General features: G+C 71.3%; 19 protein-coding genes. 11 read left to right on the forward strand and 8 right to left on the reverse strand.

Features of this window, described 5'->3' with window-relative positions; translation table 11 throughout:
• The first annotated feature begins 30 nt into the window (after nucleotides 1–30).
• On the forward strand, nucleotides 31–891 hold the full coding sequence (locus Q1B08_RS03035) for a DMT family transporter (protein ID WP_299814477.1): 861 nt from the start codon (nucleotides 31–33) through the stop codon (nucleotides 889–891).
• A 31-nt stretch (nucleotides 892–922) separates the two neighbouring features.
• On the forward strand, nucleotides 923–1,651 hold the full coding sequence (locus Q1B08_RS03040) for an alpha/beta hydrolase (protein ID WP_299814480.1): 729 nt from the start codon (nucleotides 923–925) through the stop codon (nucleotides 1,649–1,651).
• Nucleotides 1,652–1,694: 43 nt separating this feature from the next.
• Here Q1B08_RS03040 and Q1B08_RS03045 read toward each other — a convergent pair whose 3' ends face one another.
• Entirely contained in the window at nucleotides 1,695–3,818 is a 2,124-nt protein-coding gene (locus Q1B08_RS03045; protein ID WP_299814483.1) for a tetratricopeptide repeat-containing sulfotransferase family protein, read from the reverse strand.
• Between the two features lie 139 nt (nucleotides 3,819–3,957).
• Here Q1B08_RS03045 and Q1B08_RS03050 point away from each other — a divergent pair, with 139 nt between their 5' ends.
• The 5 genes from Q1B08_RS03050 to Q1B08_RS03070 all read left to right on the forward strand — a co-directional run bounded on the left by Q1B08_RS03050 (nucleotide 3,958) and on the right by Q1B08_RS03070 (nucleotide 8,135).
• Nucleotides 3,958–4,704, forward strand: a complete 747-nt coding sequence (locus Q1B08_RS03050; protein WP_299814486.1) for a Hint domain-containing protein — start codon at nucleotides 3,958–3,960, stop codon at nucleotides 4,702–4,704.
• A gap of 79 nt (nucleotides 4,705–4,783) precedes the next feature.
• Nucleotides 4,784–5,656: a TIGR01459 family HAD-type hydrolase gene (locus Q1B08_RS03055; RefSeq protein ID WP_299814489.1), complete on the forward strand. Its 873-nt coding sequence runs from the start codon at nucleotides 4,784–4,786 to the stop codon at nucleotides 5,654–5,656.
• Nucleotides 5,657–5,729: 73 nt separating this feature from the next.
• Entirely contained in the window at nucleotides 5,730–6,647 is a 918-nt protein-coding gene (locus Q1B08_RS03060) for a bifunctional riboflavin kinase/FAD synthetase (protein ID WP_299814492.1), read from the forward strand.
• Nucleotides 6,637–7,116 (forward strand): YcgN family cysteine cluster protein, encoded by a 480-nt coding sequence (locus tag Q1B08_RS03065; RefSeq protein ID WP_299814495.1) that lies wholly within the window; start codon nucleotides 6,637–6,639, stop codon nucleotides 7,114–7,116. Before Q1B08_RS03060 ends, Q1B08_RS03065 begins: the two co-directional genes overlap by 11 nt.
• The gene (locus Q1B08_RS03070) at nucleotides 7,116–8,135 is read left to right on the forward strand and encodes a beta-eliminating lyase-related protein (protein WP_299814498.1); all 1,020 of its coding nucleotides are present in this window, start codon (nucleotides 7,116–7,118) and stop codon (nucleotides 8,133–8,135) included. Before Q1B08_RS03065 ends, Q1B08_RS03070 begins: the two co-directional genes overlap by 1 nt.
• Before the next feature lie 35 nt (nucleotides 8,136–8,170).
• On the opposite strand, the gene Q1B08_RS03075 is transcribed toward Q1B08_RS03070, so the two are convergent.
• The gene (locus tag Q1B08_RS03075; protein WP_299814501.1) at nucleotides 8,171–8,425 is read right to left on the reverse strand and encodes an accessory factor UbiK family protein; all 255 of its coding nucleotides are present in this window, start codon (nucleotides 8,423–8,425) and stop codon (nucleotides 8,171–8,173) included.
• Between the two features lie 95 nt (nucleotides 8,426–8,520).
• Here Q1B08_RS03075 and lgt point away from each other — a divergent pair, with 95 nt between their 5' ends.
• From lgt to pgeF, 3 genes are read left to right on the forward strand one after another with little or no spacing between them, the layout of a single operon-like run.
• Nucleotides 8,521–9,420: a prolipoprotein diacylglyceryl transferase gene (gene lgt / locus Q1B08_RS03080; protein WP_299814503.1), complete on the forward strand. Its 900-nt coding sequence runs from the start codon at nucleotides 8,521–8,523 to the stop codon at nucleotides 9,418–9,420.
• Nucleotides 9,417–10,466, forward strand: coding sequence for an SAM-dependent methyltransferase (locus Q1B08_RS03085; RefSeq protein ID WP_299814505.1), 1,050 nt, complete (start codon nucleotides 9,417–9,419; stop codon nucleotides 10,464–10,466). Before lgt ends, Q1B08_RS03085 begins: the two co-directional genes overlap by 4 nt.
• The gene (gene pgeF, locus Q1B08_RS03090; protein WP_299814507.1) at nucleotides 10,463–11,203 is read left to right on the forward strand and encodes a peptidoglycan editing factor PgeF; all 741 of its coding nucleotides are present in this window, start codon (nucleotides 10,463–10,465) and stop codon (nucleotides 11,201–11,203) included. Before Q1B08_RS03085 ends, pgeF begins: the two co-directional genes overlap by 4 nt.
• A 304-nt stretch (nucleotides 11,204–11,507) precedes the next feature.
• Here pgeF and Q1B08_RS03095 read toward each other — a convergent pair whose 3' ends face one another.
• Genes Q1B08_RS03095 through sseA form a run of 3 tightly spaced genes read right to left on the reverse strand, consistent with a single transcriptional unit; the run spans nucleotide 11,508 to nucleotide 15,199 of the window.
• Nucleotides 11,508–13,139, reverse strand: a complete 1,632-nt coding sequence (locus tag Q1B08_RS03095) for a thiamine pyrophosphate-binding protein (RefSeq protein WP_299814510.1) — start codon at nucleotides 13,137–13,139, stop codon at nucleotides 11,508–11,510.
• 24 nt (nucleotides 13,140–13,163) lie between these two features.
• Entirely contained in the window at nucleotides 13,164–14,348 is a 1,185-nt protein-coding gene (locus Q1B08_RS03100; protein WP_299814514.1) for an amino acid aminotransferase, read from the reverse strand.
• Nucleotides 14,348–15,199: a 3-mercaptopyruvate sulfurtransferase gene (sseA, locus tag Q1B08_RS03105; RefSeq protein WP_299814517.1), complete on the reverse strand. Its 852-nt coding sequence runs from the start codon at nucleotides 15,197–15,199 to the stop codon at nucleotides 14,348–14,350. Before sseA ends, Q1B08_RS03100 begins: the two co-directional genes overlap by 1 nt.
• 156 nt (nucleotides 15,200–15,355) lie before the next feature.
• On the opposite strand from sseA, the gene Q1B08_RS03110 reads away from it, so the two are divergent.
• Nucleotides 15,356–16,003, forward strand: coding sequence for a 50S ribosomal protein L25/general stress protein Ctc (locus Q1B08_RS03110; RefSeq protein WP_299814520.1), 648 nt, complete (start codon nucleotides 15,356–15,358; stop codon nucleotides 16,001–16,003).
• A 301-nt stretch (nucleotides 16,004–16,304) separates the two neighbouring features.
• Here Q1B08_RS03110 and Q1B08_RS03115 read toward each other — a convergent pair whose 3' ends face one another.
• From Q1B08_RS03115 to rpoH, 3 genes are all read right to left on the reverse strand, one after another.
• Complete coding sequence (locus tag Q1B08_RS03115) at nucleotides 16,305–17,282, reverse strand: Gfo/Idh/MocA family oxidoreductase (protein ID WP_299814522.1); 978 nt, start codon at nucleotides 17,280–17,282, stop codon at nucleotides 16,305–16,307.
• 70 nt (nucleotides 17,283–17,352) lie between these two features.
• Nucleotides 17,353–17,622, reverse strand: a complete 270-nt coding sequence (locus tag Q1B08_RS03120) for a DksA/TraR family C4-type zinc finger protein (protein WP_299814525.1) — start codon at nucleotides 17,620–17,622, stop codon at nucleotides 17,353–17,355.
• Nucleotides 17,623–17,644: 22 nt separating this feature from the next.
• The gene (gene rpoH / locus Q1B08_RS03125; RefSeq protein WP_299814528.1) at nucleotides 17,645–18,541 is read right to left on the reverse strand and encodes an RNA polymerase sigma factor RpoH; all 897 of its coding nucleotides are present in this window, start codon (nucleotides 18,539–18,541) and stop codon (nucleotides 17,645–17,647) included.
• Between the last annotated feature and the right edge of the window lie 225 nt (nucleotides 18,542–18,766).

Here is an 18,766-nt window from a genome sequence, read left to right on the forward strand (position 1 = left end):
GTCCGCCCCCGACCCGGTTCAACAAGCGCCATGCGCCTCGCCCTGCTTACCGCCCTCGCCCTCTGCTTTCTCGCGGCGAACTCGCTGCTCACGCGCACGGGCGTGCTGGACGGGACCGACCCGATGGCCTTCGCCGCGATCCGCGTCGCGGCCGGTGCGATCGTCCTCGCGCTGCTGTCGGCGGGACGCGGCGTGACGCTGGGCGGGGGGCGCCGCTGGGGCGCGGCGGCGGCGCTCGTGATCTACCTCCTCGGCTTCTCGCTGGCCTACCGGACGCTCGACGCGGGGCTCGGCGCGCTCATCCTGTTCGCCACGGTGCAGATGGGCCTTTTCGGGCTGTCGCTCCTGCGGGGGGAACGGACGGGTCCGGTCCGGCTTGCGGGGATGGCGGTGTCGCTGGGCGGGCTGATCTGGCTGTTGCTGCCCGGCGGCGGGGTGCGGGCCGATCCCGTGGACGCGGCGTTGATGATCGTCGCGGGCCTCGGCTGGGCGGCCTACAGCTTCGCCGGCAAGTTCGAGCCGCGCCCGCTTGCCGGAAGCGCGGGCAACTTCGTCGTGGCCACCGCCTTCTTCGCGCTTCTGCTGCCGCTGTGGTGGGGCACGTCCGTGACCGCCTTCGGCGCGATCATGGCGGTCCTGTCGGGCGCCATCGCGTCCGGCATCGGCTATGCCATGCTGTTCCGCGTCCTGCCGCAGATGGACGTGGCGACGGCCGGGGTGGCGCAGCTCGCCGTGCCGGTGATCGCGACGGTCGCGGGCGCGGCACTTCTGGGCGAGATCCCGGACGTCCGCGCACTCGCGGCGGGGGGCCTCGTCCTCGCGGGGATCGCGCTCGCGACGTTGCGCCTGCCGTCGCGGACCCGTGACACCGCCCGGCGCGCCGCACCCTAGCGTCGGGACGGACGGACCCTAGATCCGACGGATGATCCGGTCCGCGCTTCTCGTCCTCCTCGCCGCACTGCCGCTTTCCGCGCGGGCGGCCCCCGATTGCGTCGTCCTCCTGCACGGTCTGGCGCGGAGCGATGCGTCGATGCTCGTCATGGCCGAAGCGCTGGAGGCGGAGGGCTACCGCGTCTCGAACAGCGATTACGACCCCGCCTCCGGCTCCATCGCGGAGATCGCCGCGACCGCCCTTCCCCGCGCGATCGCGGGCTGCGGCCCGACCTCCCGGATCCATTTCGTGACGCATTCGATGGGCGGCATCCTCCTGCGCGCGTGGCTTGCCGCGCACGACCTGCCGCGGCTCGGCCGGACGGTGATGCTCGCGCCGCCCAATGGCGGATCGGAGATCGTCGATCTGCTCGGCGACCTCGCAGCCTTCGAATGGGCGAACGGCCCGGCGGGGCGCGAGCTCGGCACCGATGGCCTCCCCCCGAGCCTCGGCCCCGTCTGGCCCGGGGTCGGCGTGATCGCGGGCACGCGCAGCCTGTCGCCGTTCTGGTCCACCGTCCTGCCGGGCCCGGACGACGGCAAGGTCTCGGTCGCCTCCACCCGTGTGGAGGGGATGGACGACCACCTGACCATGCCGGTCACGCATACCTTCATGATGAACCAGCCGCTGGTGATCGGTCAGGTCCTCGCCTTTCTCGCCGAAGGCAGCTTCGACCGGACGCTGACCTTCGGCGACGTGGTGGGGCGGTTCACCGACTGAATCGCGGGCCGCACCGTCCGACGAGGCGTTCCCCGCGCCGGACTCATTCGTCCGGCAGAAGCCCCTTCCGGGTCAGCGACGCGATCAGGGGGGCGATCTCCGCCGCACTGTCCCGCCAGCCGCCGCGGGACGACGTGTAGATCGGCCGGCGCACCTGCGCGAAGCTCAGCGTGGCGACAGGCGAGGCCGCCTCGTGGAACGACAGCACGGCCGGATCCCACGGCAGGTCGCAGGCCGCGAGCAGCGCGCGCGCCTCCTTCTCGGGATCGTCCAGCAGCGCCTCGTAGCGCAGCGTGTGGAAGGCGTCGGGCAGGGCATCGCGCCAGAAGGCGATCGCGTTGTGGAAGGCCGCGATCTGGTCGGCGATCCCCTCCTGCGACGCGGCGTAGCGATGCGTCCCCTCGCGAAAATGGTTGCGCCAGATCGACAAGCCGGTGTCGCGCGGATCGCGGGTGACGACGACGATCCGCGCCTGCGGCAGCGCCGCGCGGATCGTGCCGATCTCCAGGAAAGAGAAGATCGACTTGTCGGTGCGGCGCCGGTCCGTCGACCCGCCAGCGGCCCGGTCTGCGGCGGCGACATAGGCGGCGCCCGTCCCGGTCAGCAGATCGGACGTCACCGGCGCATTGCCCGCGATGGCGTCGTGCAGCGGGGTTGCGGCGCGGCGCAGGACGGCGAGCTCCCCGCCCGCCACGACCTCCGGATGGGCGGCGAGGATCGCCTCGACGAGCGTCGTGCCCGAGCGCGGCAGGCCGGTCACGAAGATCGGCGCCGCATCGCAGGCACTTTCGGCACCGGACGCCATCGCCGTGCGAAGCGCCGGCCAGATCACCTCGCGGGCCCGCGCGACCTGCGCGGCAGGCTGACGCGGGTCGTGGGGATAGGCCGCCAGCATCGCCGCGTTGGCCTGGGCGAGGTGCCGGGCCGCCGCCTCGGGATCGTGCGGGGCGAGCGCCCGGGCGAGGCCGTAATCAAGCGTGCGCGCCGCCGCCCCGGGCAGGTCCGGCCGCGCCCGCGCCGCCATCGCGGCGCGCAGAGCCTCGTCCCCGGGATCGAGCCGCCTTGCATAGGCGAGCGCGCGGAAGGCCGTTCCGTCGAGCGGGTCCGCCGCGACGGCCGCGCGCAGATCGGCCTCCGCCGCCCCGGCCCGTCCCAGCGTCTGCAGCAATTGCCCCCGCGCGGTCAGCGCGTCCCGGTTCGCCGGTTCCCGCGCGAGGATCGCCCCGTAGGTGTCGAGCGCCGCCTCCACCCGTCCCGCCCGGTCCTGCGTCGCGGCCAGCAGCAGGTCGCGGCCGGGCGCCTCCCGGTGCCGCGCCGCCGCCCGCTCGACGGCGAGATCGCCCTGCCGCGCCTCCATCGCCGCCTCCGCCGCGAGGGCGAGCAGGCCGTCGTCGCGCAAGCCCCGGGCCAGCGCGGCCTCCGCGATCTCGAGCGCGAGATCGGATTGCCCGGCCCGGAGCGCCGTCCGTCCGAACAGAATCTGCGCGCGGGCGAGGCCGGGCGCCGCCCGGGCGGCGAAGCGCGCGTCGAGAAGCGCGGCCGGCACCGCCCCCGAGGCGAGCCGCGCCTGCACGAGGGCGAGCCGGAGATCCACGGCATAGGGCTCCAGCCGCAGGCCCTGGTCATAGGCCTCGACCGCGCCGTCCGGCTGCCCGGCCCGCGTCCGGGCCTGCCCGAGCAGCCCCCAAAGGACCGCGCCGCCCCCTTTCAGCAGGAGCGGACGCGCCTTGCGCTCCGCCGCATGCGTATCCCCCGTCTCCGCGGCGCGCGACAGGGTCGCAAGGTCGGCCTTGGTCGCCGCGCCAGTGCCGAGCGCGCGCGCGCCTGTGCCGCCCGCGGCATCCCGCAGCATCGTCAGGAGCACGGAAGGCAGTGCGGCCTGCCGCGCCCGCTTCACCACATCGCCGCCACGGCCCTGTGCCGCCTCGAAGATCGCGAGCTCCATCCAGGCGACCGGCTCCGACGGCGCGAGGGCGAGGCAACGGGCGAACGCCGTCCGCGCCGCCTCCGCCGCGCCGAGATCCGCCTCCGCGCGCGCCAGCAGAAGCCAGGCCTCCGCCGCCGCATCCCCTTCGAGAAGTCGAAGCAGCCGGTCGCGTGCCGGGGCGGCCTGCCCGTGGTCGAGCATCCGCCGGGCCGTCTGGAGATCGGAGGAGGGTGCGGTCATGTTTCGGCATTAGCACCGGGGGCGTCATCGGAACAGACGCGTGAAACGCATTGTTTCCGCAGGGGCGGTAGATCGCAGGCTGACCGTGCGTTAGGTCTGGCAGAAGCGGTGGGGGCCGTTGTCACAGGACGGCTCCGTCATGAGTGCTTTCGAGCGATTCCCCGCGATAAACCCCGCCATCGCCCGCCATCCGGTCCGCGTGCCGGAACATCTGGCGGAATACGATCTCGCCTGGCTCGACCACCGGGGCGCGGTCTGCCGCGACCTGCGCCATCTGCCCGCCACGCCGATCCTCGACGCCGCGGTGTCGAGCTTCGGGCGCGGCACTCTCCTGCAGAACGGGACCGGCCCTGTGGCGATCGAGGACGTGACGCCCGGCGACCGGGTCGCCGTTCGCGGCGGTGGTTTCGCACGCGTCGATTGGGTCGGCAGCCGCCTCCATGGCGGCCCCGACGCGCAGCCGACGCTCTTTCGCGTGGCGGCCCATGCCTTCGGCGCGCTGGGTCCGACGCAGGACACGGTGCTGGGCGCGCACGCGCTGGTCCTGATCGAGCATCCGGCCTGCGCGGAACTGGTCGGCGGCCCGTCGGCCTTCGCCCCTCTCGCCGCGTTCGAGGACGGGTTCGGCGTCACGGCCATCACGCCGAAGGGGGACGTCGCGACCTGGGGCATCGCCTGCGCGGGCGAGGAAGCCGTCCTTGCCGGGGGCCTTGGCGTGGCGAGCTACCATCCCGCCCGCGCCACCTGCGCGCGGCTGACGCGAAACGCGCTGGCCGATCTCGCCCGGCTGTTCCCGCAGAGCGCGGCCGGGGCAGGGTTCGGCGCGCCGCGCCTGCCCACGATCACGATGGCCGAAGCGCGCGCCGTGGCGCTCTCGGCCGTCTGAGGGTCGCGCGGCCGCATGGGTGGACGGCGGGCCCATGTCTGTAGATACGGGGCGCGACAGCGGCCGGAGCAGGGACCACATGCAGATCATCGATGCGCTCGCGGAGGTGTCGGATAGGTACCGCGCCCTTTTCGTCGACCTGTGGGGCTGCGTCCATGACGGGGTGCGTGCCTTGCCCGGCGCGGTGGAGGCGCTGGAGGCCTATCGCGCGCGCGGCGGCCGCGTCATTCTGGTGACGAACTCGCCCCGCACCCGCGCCGGCGTGGCCGCGCAGATCGCGCATTTCGGCGTGCCCGGCACCGCCTACGACGACATCGCCACCTCCGGCGACTCGGCCCGCGTCGCGATGTTCGACGGCGTGGTCGGCGGGCGCGTCTGGCATCTGGGTCAGGCGCACGACGCCGCCTTCTTCGAGCCGCCCGCGATCCTCGAGCGCCCCCGCGCGATCGAGCGCGTCGCCCTCGACGCGGCGGAGGGGATCGTCTGCACCGGCCCGCTCGATCCGATGGTCGATCCCGACGTCCTGCGTCCGGAATTCCAGACCGCCATCGCCGGCGGCCTGAAACTCCTCTGCGCCAATCCGGACATCGTGGTGGACCGGGGTGAGATCCGCGAATGGTGCGCGGGCGCCCTCGCGGCGCTCTACACCGACATGGGGGGCGAGAGCCTTTATTTCGGCAAGCCGCACCCGCCGATCTACGACCTCGCCCGGCGGCGCCTCGCGAAGGTCGAGGCGGTGCCGGACGCGGAAATCCTGGCCATCGGCGACGGACCGGGCACGGACGCCGCCGGCGCGATGGGGGAAAAGCTCGACCTCCTCTTCATCTCCGGCGGGCTCGCGGCGACGGAGACGGGGACCAGCCCGAGCGGACGTCCGGACGCCGACCGGCTGCAGCGGTTCCTCGACGCGGAGGGGCTCGCGCCCACCTACACGATAGGGCGGTTGCGCTAGCCGTCGCCCCGGGACGCCACGGCCGTCGCGCCCATCCTTGCGCCCCTGCCCGGCCCAGGCTAGCCCGCGTTCCATGCGGATCATCACGGATCACAGGGCCGTTCCGGCCGGGGCGCGGGGCGCGTCGGCGGCGATGGGCAATTTCGACGGAGTCCACCGCGGCCACCAGTCGGTGATCGACCTCGCGCGCGGCGCGGCGCCGCTCGCCGTCGTCACCTTCGAGCCGCATCCCCGGACCGTCTTCGCCCCCGACGCCCCGGCCTTCCGGCTGATGTCGCCCGAGGCGCGTGCGCACCGGCTCGAGAAGCTGGGTGTGGAGACGCTGTTCCAGCTGCCCTTCCGCGAGATCGCCCCCCTTTCGGCGGAGGTCTTCATGGCGGACGTGCTGGCCCGCGACCTCGGCCTCGCGCGCGTCGTGGTGGGCGCCGACTTCCGCTTCGGCAAGGGCCGTGCGGGGCATGCGGACACGCTGCGCGAAGGCGGCGCGCGACTGGGCTTCGACGTGGTGCTGACCGACCTTCTCGGTGGTGACGCACCGGTCTCCTCCACCGCCATCCGGCAGGCGCTCAGCGACGGGCGGCCCGGCGACGCGGCGGAGATGCTGGGACATTGGCACCGGATCGAGGGACCGGTGCTGCATGGCGAGAAGCGCGGGCGCGGACTCGGCTACCCGACCGCCAATTTGTCGGTCGCGGGCCTGCACCTGCCGCGCCTCGGGGTCTACGCCGTGCTCGTCGACGTGCTCGACGGCCCCCGTGCCGGCCGCCATCACGGCGTCGCGTCGCTCGGCGTGCGGCCGATGTTCGGCACCAACGCGCCGAACCTGGAGACCTTCCTCTTCGACTTCGACGGCGACCTCTACGGCCACCACATCTCCGTCGCGCTCGTCGCGTTCCTGCGGCCGGAGGCGCGGTTCGACGGCCTGCCCGCCCTGATCGCGCAGATGGACGCCGACAGCGCCGAGGCCCGGGCGGCTCTCAATGGCCTCTGATCCGATCGACCGGGACGGGCTCAGGCCGCGCTTCTGGGAGCGGGGGCTCGCGAGCCTCAATCCGAAGGAATGGGAGGCGCTCTGCGACGGGTGCGGCAAGTGCTGCCTCAACAAGCTCGAGGACGAGGAAACGGGCGAGGTCGCGCTGACCCGTATCGCCTGCCGCCTGTTCGACGACGGCACCTGCCGCTGCTCGAGCTACGCGACGCGACTCAGCTTCGTGCCCGAATGCGTCGTGCTGACGCCGAAAACCCTGGCCGACGCCGCCTATTTCATGCCCGACACCTGCGCCTATCGGCGCCTCCACGAGGGCCGCCCCCTGCCGCACTGGCACCCGCTCCTGACCGGCGACCCGATGTCGCCGCATCTGGCCGGCGCGTCCCTGATGGACGAGACGGTGAACGAGACAATGGTGGCGGACGAGGATTGGGAGGATTTCGTGATCGAAGAGCCCACAGGAGACGCCTGATGAACCTCAACTACGCCTCCGACAATACCGGACCCGTCGCCGCACCGATCATGGAAGCGATGGTCGCCGCCAACGAAGGCGGCGCGATGCCCTATGGCGCCGATCCCTGGATGCCGGGCGTGCGGGACGCGCTGCGCGACCTCTTCGACTGGCCCGAGGCGGAGGTCCTGCTCGTCGGCACGGGGACCGCGGCGAACGCGCTGGCGCTTGCGGGGCTGGTCGCGCCCTGGGGGTCGATCCTGTGCCATCGCGATTCCCACGTGGAGCGCGACGAATGCGGCGCGCCCGAGTTCTACGCCGACGGCGCGAAGCTGGTCCCGATCGGAGGCCCGGACGGCAAGATGTCGCCCGACCGCGTGGCCGAAGAGATCGCGCGCCTGACGAGGTCCGTCCACAACGTGCAGCTCGGCGCGATGAGCGTGACCAACGTCACCGAGGTCGGCACGGTCCACACGCTGGACGAGCTCGCCGCCCTGACCGACCTCGCCCGCGCGCACGACATCGCCACGCATCTCGACGGCGCGCGCTTCGCCAATGCCTGCGCCGCGCTCGGCTGCTCGGCGGCGGAGATGGTCGCGGGCTTCGACGTGGTGAGCTTCGGCGGCACCAAGAACGGCTGCATGGCAGTCGAGGCGATCGTGATGCGCGATCCGGCCCGGCACTGGGAGATGCAGCTGCGCCGCAAGCGCGGCGCGCAGCTCTGGTCCAAGCACCGCTTCCTGTCGTCGCAAATGGCGGCCTACCTGAAGGACGACCTCTGGCTCGAAAACGCCCGCCGCGCCAATGCCGCCGGGAAGCGGCTCGCGACAGGCCTGCGCGGGGTGGGCGCGGAGATGGCGCACCCGCCCGAGGCGAACATGATCTTTTGCCGCCTGCCCCGCGCGGCGCACGACCGTGCGCGGGCGGAAGCGCAGTACTACGTGATGGACGACACCGAGACGCCGCTCTGCCGTCTGGTCTGCGACTTCACGAAGACCGACGCGGAGGTCGACCGGCTGCTGGAGCTTCTGGCGGGCTGAGCCTTCTTCCTGACGAGGATACGCCCGCCGGAGCCTCAGCCATTCGCGCCGCCCGAACCGCTCATCGCGTCGAGCCGCGCCTTCAGGGCCTCGTTCTCCTCGCGCGCCTTCTGCGCCATCGCGCGCACGGCATCGAACTCCTCGCGGGTAACGAAGTCGCGGTCGGCCATCCAGCGGTCGAGCAGCGATTTCATCGCCGTCTCCGCCTCTGTCCGCGCGCCTTGCGCCACGCCCATCGCGTTGGTCATGAGCTGGCCGATATCGTCCATGAAGCGGCTGCGGGTCTGCATCTGTCGGGCCTCCGGGCTGGTTCGCATCCGATATGGGGGGCTCCGGCCCCGACCTCAAGGTTGACCGCCACCGGGCGCGCGGGCATTGCACCGTCATGATCGCCGCCGCAGCCCTCGTGCTCCCGTTCCCGGACATCTCTCCGGACATCTTCCGCATCACGCTGGGGGGCATCACGGTCGCGCCGAAATGGTACGCGGCCGCCTACATCCTCGGCATCCTCGGCGGCTGGCTGATGGCCCGCTGGGCCGCACCGCGAGCCGCGCTCTGGCCCGGGAACACGCCACTCGCCAGCCGCACGCAGATCGAGGACATCATGACCTGGATCACGCTCGGCATCGTGCTGGGCGGGCGGCTGGGCTACGTGCTGTTCTATCAGCCGCAATACTACCTGACCCACCCGGTAGAGATCCTTTACCTCTGGGAAGGGGGCATGTCGTTCCACGGCGGCATGATCGCGACCGGCCTTCTCGTGATCGTCTACGCGATGAAGCACGGCATCCCGATCCGCTCGCTCCTCGACCTCGCCGCGCTCTGCACGCCGCTGGGGCTCGGACTCGGCCGGCTCGCGAACTTCGTCAACGCGGAGCTCTGGGGCCGGCCCTCGACCCTGCCCTGGGCCGTCGTCTTCCCCGGCGGCGCAGCGCAGGATTGCGCGAATCTGGGTGAGTTCTGCGCCCGCCATCCGAGCCAGCTCTACGAGGCGGCGCTCGAGGGGCTCGTCCTCCTCGTCGTGCTCTGGATCGTCGCGCTGCGGGGCGGCCTGAAGGCACGGGGCCTCGTCTGCGGCCTGTTCCTCGCGGGCTACGGCGCGGCGCGCATCTTCGTGGAGCATTTCCGGCAGGCCGACGCGCAATACATCACGCCCGACAACCCGATGGGCCATGTGATCGGCTGGGGCGAGTTCGGCCTGTCGATGGGTCAGGTCCTCTCGGTTCCGATGCTGATCGTGGGCCTCGGCGGCGCCTGGCTGGCGGTCCGCGCGGCGCGGCGGTGAACCTCGCGGACGACCTGATCGCGCGCATCGCGGCGACCGGGCCGATGACCGTCGCGGACTACATGACCGAGGCGCTGCTGCACCCGAAGCTCGGCTACTACACGACGCGCGACCCCTTCGGCGCGGCGGGCGACTTCACCACCGCGCCCGAGATCAGCCAGATGTTCGGCGAGATGCTGGGCCTTTGCTTCGCGCAGGTCTGGAGGGATGGAGGCGGCGGGTCGGTCACGATTGCCGAGCTCGGCCCCGGCCGGGGGACGCTGATGGCCGACATGCTTCGCGCGGCCCGCGCGGTGCCCGGCTTCGCGGAAGCGGTTTCCGTGCATCTGGTCGAGGCGTCGCCGACGCTTCGCGCCACGCAGGCTGAAGCGCTGAAGGACCACGATCCGGTCTGGCACGCCAGCGCGGACGACCTGCCCGAGGGGCCGATGCTCCTCGTCGCCAACGAGTTCCTCGACGCGTTGCCGATCCGTCAGTTCGTCCGTGCGGAGGCGGGCTGGCGCGAGCGTCTGGTGACGGTGCGGGACGATGCGCTGGCCTTCGCGCTCGGCCCCGTCGTGCCGGTGCCCGAGCTCGATCACCACGACGTCCCCGAAGGCACCTTGGTCGAGCGCTGCCCCGCGCTTCCGCATGTAGTCTCGGCCGTGGCCGAGCGCGTCGTCCGGGGCGGCGCCGCGATCTTCGTCGATTACGGCCACTGGCGCAGCCGGGGCGATACGCTCCAAGCGCTGCGCGACCATGCGCCCGTCGCGCCGCTCGACGCGCCGGGGACGGCCGACCTGACCGCGCATGTCGATTTCGAGGCCGTGGCTCGCGCCGCGCCCCCCGCCCGCGCCTCCGCCATGATTACCCAGGGTGTGCTGCTCGAACGCCTCGGGATCACGGCGCGGGCGCAGGCGCTGGCGCGGACGCTCGAGGGCGCGGCGCTGGAAGCCCATGTCGCCGCGCATCGCCGCTTGACCCATCCGGGGGAGATGGGCGACTTGTTCAAGGCGATCGCCCTCGTCCCCGCGGGGGCGGCCCTGCCGCCGGGATTCGACGAATGACGCTGGAGATCCTGACCTCGGACCACCTTGGCCAAGTGCGCCACGGCTTCTTCACCCGCTGCGGCGGCGCCTCCTCCGGCGTGTTCTCGGGTTTGAACTGCGGCAGCGGGTCGAGCGACCAGAACGACATCGTCACCACCAACCGCGCCCGCGTGGCCGAGGCGATGGGCGGACCGCTCCACGGCGTGCATCAGGTTCATTCCGCCGAGGCTGTCGTCGCCACGGACGCGGCGGCGCGTTCGCGGGCCGACGCAATCGTCACCGACCGGCCCGGCTGCGTGCTGTCGATCTTGACGGCCGACTGCGCGCCGGTCCTGTTTTGCGATGCGGAGGCCGGCGTGATCGGCGCGGCGCATGCCGGCTGGCGCGGCGCGCTCGGCGGGGTGATCGAGGCCGCGATCGCGGCGATGGAAACGCTCGGCGCATCCGCCGGCGCGATGCGCGCGGCGATCGGCCCGACGATCAGCCAGCGCGCCTACGAGGTCGGCCCCGAATTCCTCGATACGTTCGAGGCGGAGGCGCCCGAGGCGATGCGCTTCTTCGCGAACGGTGCGAACGGCCGGTATCGGTTCGACTTGCCCGGCTTCGCCCTGCAACGCCTGCGCCGCGCGGGCGTTGACGCGGAATGGACCGGGCACTGCACCTATTCGGACCCCGCGCGGTTCTATTCGTACCGTCGGACGACCCATGCGGGCGAGGCGGATTACGGGCGCCTGATCTCGGCCATCGTGCTTTGAGGCCGGCTGCCATCCGAACGCCATATTGACGCCGCCGAACTTCCCCGATCCGGCCCCGCGCCCGCCGCGCTGGCGGGCGATCCTGCGGACGAAGCGCAGGTGGAGATCGGATCGATGTCGCGAGCCGTCTGGATGCACCGGACCGCCGACGCCGCCCCTAAAGGCGGACTGCGTTTGCCCTAATGCGGATGGTCGCCGCGGCGGAGCGGCCCGCGAAGGGCCGAGATACGTCCGGGGCCATCTGCCAGGCGCCGGGCGGGCCGGACGCGGTCCCGCTGCCACGGTGGCCGCGTCCGATGACGCCTCAGCGGGCGAGGTCGGAGAGCGACGCGCCGGTGGTCAGCATGTCCGGATCGAGGCGCAGCTCGATCACCGCGACCGTCCCCGAAGCCAGCGCCGCGTCGAGCGCGGGGGCGAATCCGGCCTGCTCCGTCACCGTCCAGCCCTGCCCGCCATAGGCCCGCACCAGCGCGGCGAAGTCCGGATTGGCGAGGTCGGTGCCGGAGACGCGGCCGGGATAGTGCCGCTCCTGATGCATGCGGATCGTGCCGTAGCGGCCGTTGTTGGCGACGATCACCACCGGCGTCGCGCCGTGCTGCATCGCCGTCGACATCTCGTTGAGCGTCATCTGGAAGCAGCCGTCCCCGGCGAGGCAGACGACCTGTCGCCCCGGATGGGCGAGGCTCGCCGCGACTGCCGCCGGAAAGCCGTAGCCCATGCTGCCGGAGGTCGGCGCGAGCTGCGTGCCCTGCCGCTTCCAGCGGTAGTAGCGATGCAGGAACCCGGCATAGTTCCCCGCCCCGTTGGTCACGATCGCGTCCTCGGCGAGCGTCGCGTCGAGATGGGCGATGACCTCCTCCAGCCGGACGGCGCCCGGCGTGGGCTTCGGGCGGAGCCAGCCCTCGTATTCCGCCCGCGCCACCGCCTGCGCCGTGTGCCAGCCCGGCAGGTCGTCGTCGCGCGCGGCCAGCGCCCGCGCGACGTCCGGGCCGCGCGCGGCAATGGCGATCTCGGCGGGCCAGACGCGGTTGATCTCGTCCGGATCGGCGTGGACGTGGATCAGCGCCGGGAGCGCGCCCTGCGGGTCCAGCACCTCGTAGCCGCCGGTGGAGATATCGCCCAGCCGCGTACCGAGCGCGAGGATCAGGTCGGCCGCCCCAAGCCGCTCCATGAGTTTCGGGTTCGGCCCGACGTTCAGATCGCCCGCATAGGCCGGCGAGCGGTTGTCGATCACGTCCTGCCGGCGGAAGGACACCGCGACCGCCAGGCCGTGCCGCTCCGCCCAGGCGGCGAGGTCGCGGCCCGCCGCCCCGGTCCAGCCGGGCCCGCCCGCGACGACGAGCGGGCGCTCCGCCCGCGCCAGCCGTTCGATCACCGGACCGAGATCGGGCACGGCCGGACGCGGAATCACGGCGCGGGGGCGGTCGGGCACCTCCGCCTCGGCCGAGAGCATATCCTCGGGCAGCGCGAGCACCACCGGTCCGGGCCGGCCGGACTGCGCGACCGAGAAGGCGCGAGCGACGTATTCGGGGATGCGCTCCGTCCGGTCGATCTCCGCCACCCATTTGACGAGCGGGCCGAACATGGCGCGATAATCGACCTCCTGGAACGCCTCGCGGTCGCGGTGACCACGGGCGATCTGGCCGACGAAGGCGACCACCGGCGTCGAATCCTGCATCGCGACGTGAAGCCCGGCGCTGGCGTTGGTTGCCCCCGGCCCCCGCGTCACGAAAAGAACGCCCGGCCCGCCGCCGAGCTTTCCGCTGGCCTCCGCCATCATCGCGGCCCCGCCCTCCTGCCGGCAGACGACATTGGCGATCCCGCTCTCGTGCAGGCCGTCGAGCGCCGCGAGGAAACTCTCGCCGGGCACGGAGAACACCCGCTCCACCCCTTGCGCCTTCAGTTGATCGACGAGGATCCGTCCGCCGTGCCGCATATCCGCTCTCCTGCTTGTCGGGGGTTAGATGCCGGCGGCGACGATGGCGTCAGCGAGGCGCGGCACGGTCCCGGCGTTGAGGCCGGCGACGTTGATGCGACTGTCGCCGACCATGTAGACGCCGTGATCCCGCCGCATCGTCTCGACCTGCTCCGGCGTCGCGCCGATCAGCGAGAACATGCCGCGATGGGCGGCGAGGAACCCGAACCGGTCGGAGCCCGTGCGCTCGCGCAGTTCGCGCGCCAGCTGCTCGCGCAGCGACAGCATGTGCCCGCGCACCTCCTCCAGCTCAGCCATCCAGTCGGCGCGGAGCGTTTCGTCGCCGAGGATCATCGTCACCACGCGCGCGCCGTGATCGGGCGGAAAGGAGAAGTTGAACCGGTTCAGCGCCGCCATCGCCCCCTGCGTCGTCTCGAGCGCGTCCGGCGCGGGCGCGACGGCCATCAGAAGGCCCGTCCGTTCCCGGTAGATGCCGAAGTTCTTGGAGCAGGACGCCGCGATCAGCGCCTCGGGAACGGCGGCGACGAGGCGGCGGACGCCGTCGGCATCGGCCTCGAGCCCGTCGCCGAAGCCCTGATAGGCGATGTCCACGAAGGGCACCGCACCCCGCTCGGACAGGATCGCGGCGGTCCTGTCCCACTGGTCCCCCGTCAGGTTCGCGCCGGTCGGGTTGTGGCAGCAGCCGTGCAGGATCACCGTGTCGCCGGGCGCGGCCGCGGCGAGGTCGGTCTGCATCCCCTCGAAGTCGACGCCGCCGCTCTCCGCGTCGAAGTAGCGGTAGGTTGCGACCTCCATGCCGAGATAGGTCGCGATCGCGATATGGTTCGGCCAGGTCGGGTCGGACAGCCAGACCTTTGCGCCGGGGGCCGCCATGCGCACAAGCTCGAGCCCCTGCCGGATCGCGCCGGTCCCGCCGGGCGTCGCCACGGCGGCAAGCCGGTCGGCGGGCTTGTCAGCGCCCAGCACCAGCGTCGAGACCGCGTCCGCGAAGGCCGGATCGCCGGCCAGCCCGGTATAGACCTTGGTGTCCTGCTCCTCCACGAGCTGCCGCTCCGCCGCCTTGACCGCGCGCATGACCGGCGTGCGACCGGAGGCGTCGCGGTAGACGCCCACGCCGAGGTCGATCTTCGCGTCGCGCGGATCCTCCCGGTAGGCGGCCATGAGCGCCAGGATCTTGTCGGGCGCCTGCGGCTTCAGGTCGGTCAGCATCAGGCGTCTCCTCGCGCGATCTTCAGATCGGGATACATGCCCCATTCGGCCCAGCTGCCGTCATAGAGCGCATGGTCGTCGTGGCCTAGCCGGGCGAGGCCAAGATTCAGGATCGCCGCCGTCACCCCGCTGCCGCACGTGGTGATGACCGGGCGCTTCAGGTCGACCCCCGCCGCGATGAAGGCTTTCGCGAGGTCCGCCCCGTCCTTCATCGTGCCGTCGGGTTCGAGGAGCGCGGCGTAGGGGACGTTGCGGGCGCCGGGGATGTGGCCGGCACGCAGGCCCGGCCGGGGCTCCGCCGCCTCGCCCCGGAAGCGCGCCGCGCCGCGAGCGTCGACGATCTGGGCATGGCCGAGCTTGGCGGCCTGCGCCACCTGCGTGACGTTGCGCATGAGTTCGGGGCGGGCCGCGACATTCATGGGCCGATCGCGGATCGCGGGCAGATCCGAGGTTACCGGGCGCCCCTCGGCGAGCCATTTGGGCAGCCCCCCGTCGAGCACCGCCGCCGTCTTTCCAAAAAGCCGGAACAGCCACCAGATCCGTGCCGCCGAGAAGATGCCGGCCCCGTCGTAGATCACCACGACATGCCCGTCGCCCACCCCCAGCCGGCGCATCCGCGACAGGAACTTCCCGGCCGGGGGCGCCATGTGCGGCAGGGTGGAGCGCGCGTCGCTGACCTCGTCGAGATCGAGGAACCGCGCGCCGGGAATGTGCCGCGCGCCGTATTCCTCGCGCCCGTCGCGGCCCGTGTCGGGCAGATGCCACGACGCATCGATCACGCGCAGGTCGGGCGAGGCGAGCCGTTCGGCCAACCACCTTGTCGAGACGAGTGTTGCGGGATCGTCGGCCATCGGGTCTCCTGGACGTCGTGTCGGGCTTAGACCCGGCCGCGCCGGCGCGCAACGCGAAGAGGACTTGCACGACACCCTCGCGAGCTTTAAGGGGCGGCCTTCGAACCGGGCGGACACCCTTGGAGGCTGCCCCTCACACTTGAATTGGAGATCAACATGGCTGGAGAGATTCCGGATCTCGTGGCTCATGCCCGGACGGGGACAGGCAAGGGGGCCGCTCGTCAATCGCGCCGGAACGGGATGGTTCCGGGCGTCGTCTATGGCGGCGGCGGCGATCCGCTGCCGATCGAGGTGCCGTTCAACGACCTGGTGGCCAAGCTGAAGGCGGGCCGGTTCCGCGCGACGCTGTGGAACCTGAAGGTCGAGGGTCAGGAAGACGTCCGCGTCATCGCCCGCGACGTGCAGCGCGACGTGGTCAAGGACCTGCCCACCCATCTCGACCTGATGCGCCTGCGTCGGACTTCGAAGGTGAACCTCTTCATTCCGGTCGTCTTCGAGAACGTCGACGGCTGCCCCGGCGACAAGCAGGGCGGCGTGCTGACCGTGGTCCGCCCCGAGGTGGAGCTGCGCGTGACCGCGGGCGACATCCCCGACCACATCTCGGTGGATTGCTCGAAGATGGAGATCGGCGACACGCTGCACATCTCCGACGTGACCTTGCCCGAAGGCGCGAAGCCGACGATCGAGCGCGACTTCGTCCTCGCCAACATGCAGGCGCCCTCGGGTCTCGCCTCGATGAAGGACGACGACGAGACGACCGAAACCGAGGTCATCAACCAGACGGACGACACCGTCGAGGGCTGATCCCCGCGACGATGGATCGAACAGGAGAGGGGCGCGGGCATCCAACCCGCGCCCTTTTTTCGTATGGCGGACGACACCGTCTGGCAGGGAGGTGCCGTCCGGCGACCCACGCCGGTCGATCCCGAAAGATACAGGGATGAGGTCAGGGCGCTTCGAACCTGTGTTCCGCCCTGCGTCATACCTAACGCCCCCACCCACGGCCGGGACCACCTGTCCCCTCGCGTCGCGCTGATCCGCTGGCGTTGTCCACGGATCCATTGGAGCGGGCCTGTCCGACCCGGGGCGGCGGCTCGCGCCATCCTCAGCCGGGGCGGCCGCCGGCGGCCGCGTAGGCGGCGTCGATGACCGCCTGTGTTCCGCGCGCGTCCTCCAGCGCCCACGGAAACGCGGCCTCGCCCCGGATCGCCGCCCCGAACGCCTCGACTTGGCGCACGTACTGGTTCTCGCCCGGCCAGGCACGGTGGTGGATCACGCCGTCCGTGCCGCGCCATTCCACCGCCGCCTCCTTGAAACGTCCGGCGTTGAAGGGCGCGGTCAGGCGGATCAGGCCCTTGTCGCCGTGGAACAGCATGAACTGCTCCGGCAGCAGACGCATCGAATTGACCCAATGCGCCGTGAACCCCTCGAAGCGCGCGGAAACCCGCGCGAGCACGTCGCATCCATCCTCCCACTCGATATCGGCATGGGTGATCCGGATCGGCTCCGACCGCGTGGCCCAGCGGGTCGAACCGTAGGTGTAGACGCCGATATCGGGCAGCGCGCCGCCGCCCGTCGCGGCGAGGTTGCGGATGTTCTGCGGGTCGCCCGAATTGTCGTAACTGAACACGCCTTCGACATGGCGCAGACGCCCGACCGCGCCGTCGTCGAGGAGCTGCCGGGCGAGCTGCCATTGCGGATGGTGGACGATCATGTAGCCCTCGGACGCCACGAGCCCGGTCCGGTCGCGTGCCTCGATCAGCGGCGCGATGTCCTCGGCCCGCATCGCCACCGGCTTCTCCACCAGAACATGCTTGCCCGCCTCGAGCGCCTTGACGCCCCACTCGACGTGCATCGTGTGAGGCAGCGGCACGTAGACCGCGTCGATCTCCGGGTCGGCCAGCAGGGCGTCGTAGCTGTCGTGGATCCCGAGACCCGGAACGAGCGCCTCGAAGGGCGCGGCCTTGTCGGGGCTCCGCGTCGCGAGCGCGGCGAGAACATGGCCCTGCGACGCATGGATCGCCGGTCCCATCTCCCGCCGCGCGAAGTTCGACGCGCCCAGTATGCCCCATCTGATCGTCATGCGCTCGTCCCCCGTTGGTCGGCGCCACACTGGTGACGCCACCCTCGGGAAGCAAGGCCCGCCGCCAGCCCTACTTGAGCTGGCTGTCCTTGCTGCCGCGGCGGTTGATCCCGCCGCGAGGCCCCGCGCGGGTGTCGCGCTGCCCCGCGCAATCGACGCAGAGCTTCACGCCCGGAATGGCCTGTCGCCGCGCCTCGGGGATCGGCTCCTCGCATTCGGCGCAATGCGTCAGGCTTTCGCCCAGCGGGCCGCGCCGGGCCTTGAGGCGCGCGAGCTCGTCGGCGATCGACGCCTCGATCTGCTCGCTCACCGCCCCGTCGCGCGTCCAGCCACCGGCCATCCTCGATCCCCCTCGTCTTGCGTCAGGCCGGAACGACGCCGTTCTGACGCGCAAGCTCGCGCACGCGTTTCGACAGCTTTTCGAACGCCCGGACCTCGATCTGCCGGATGCGCTCGCGGCTGACGCCATACTTGGCGGACAGATCCTCGAGCGTCACCGTCTCCTCGTTCAGGCGCCGCTGGGTCAGGATGTCCTTTTCACGATCGTTGAGGACCGCCATCGCCTCGGCCATGAGGCCGATCCGGTTCTCGTACTCGTCGCGCTCGGCATAATCGCTCGCCTGGTCCGCACCATCGTCGGCCAGCCAGTCCTGCCACTGCGTCGTCGAGTCCCCGTCCGAGCCGACCATGACGTTGAGCGAGGCGTCGCCGCCCGACATCCGCCGGTTCATCGACGTCACTTCATCCTCGGTCACGCCGAGATCGGTGGCGATGCGCTGCACATTCTCGGGACGCAGATCGCCCTCCTCGAGCGCGCCGATCCGGTTCTTCGCCTTGCGAAGGTTGAAGAACAGCTTCTTCTGCGCGCTCGTCGTGCCGAGCTTGACCATCGACCAGGACCGCAGGACGTATTCCTGAATCGCGGCGCGGATCCACCACATCGCGTAGGTCGCCAGCCGAAAGCCCTTCTCCGGGTCGAACTTCTTGACGGCCTGCATCAGGCCCACATTCGCCTCGGAGATGACCTCGGCCTGCGGCAGACCGTAGCCGCGATAGCCCATCGCGATCTTAGCGGCGAGGCGCAGGTGGGAGGTGACCATCTTGTGCGCGGCCTCGGTATCGCCCTCCTCGACCCAGCGCTTGGCCAGCATGTACTCCTCTTCCGGTTCCAGCATCGGAAACTTGCGGATTTCCTGCAGGTAACGGTTCAGCCCCGCTTCGGGGTTGGGGGCCGGCAGATTCGCATAGGTCGCAGCCATATTTGCGCTCCCTCATGTTAACGGTTTTAACACCTTTCCGCCCGCAGATGGGTGCAAGCGGCATGAAAATCAAGATATTGAGGCCCTTGCCCCAATCTCCTTCAAAGTTCAGACCTACATATCCTGCTTACCGGCGCTCGGACAGGCCCAAGAGGGCGGGCCGAATGTGTGACCATGCACAGAAGTTCCTGACGAGATTCTAACGCCCTTGGGATGCGGCCGGTT

The organism is uncultured Jannaschia sp. (assembly GCF_947494025.1).
Classification (GTDB): domain Bacteria; phylum Pseudomonadota; class Alphaproteobacteria; order Rhodobacterales; family Rhodobacteraceae; genus Jannaschia.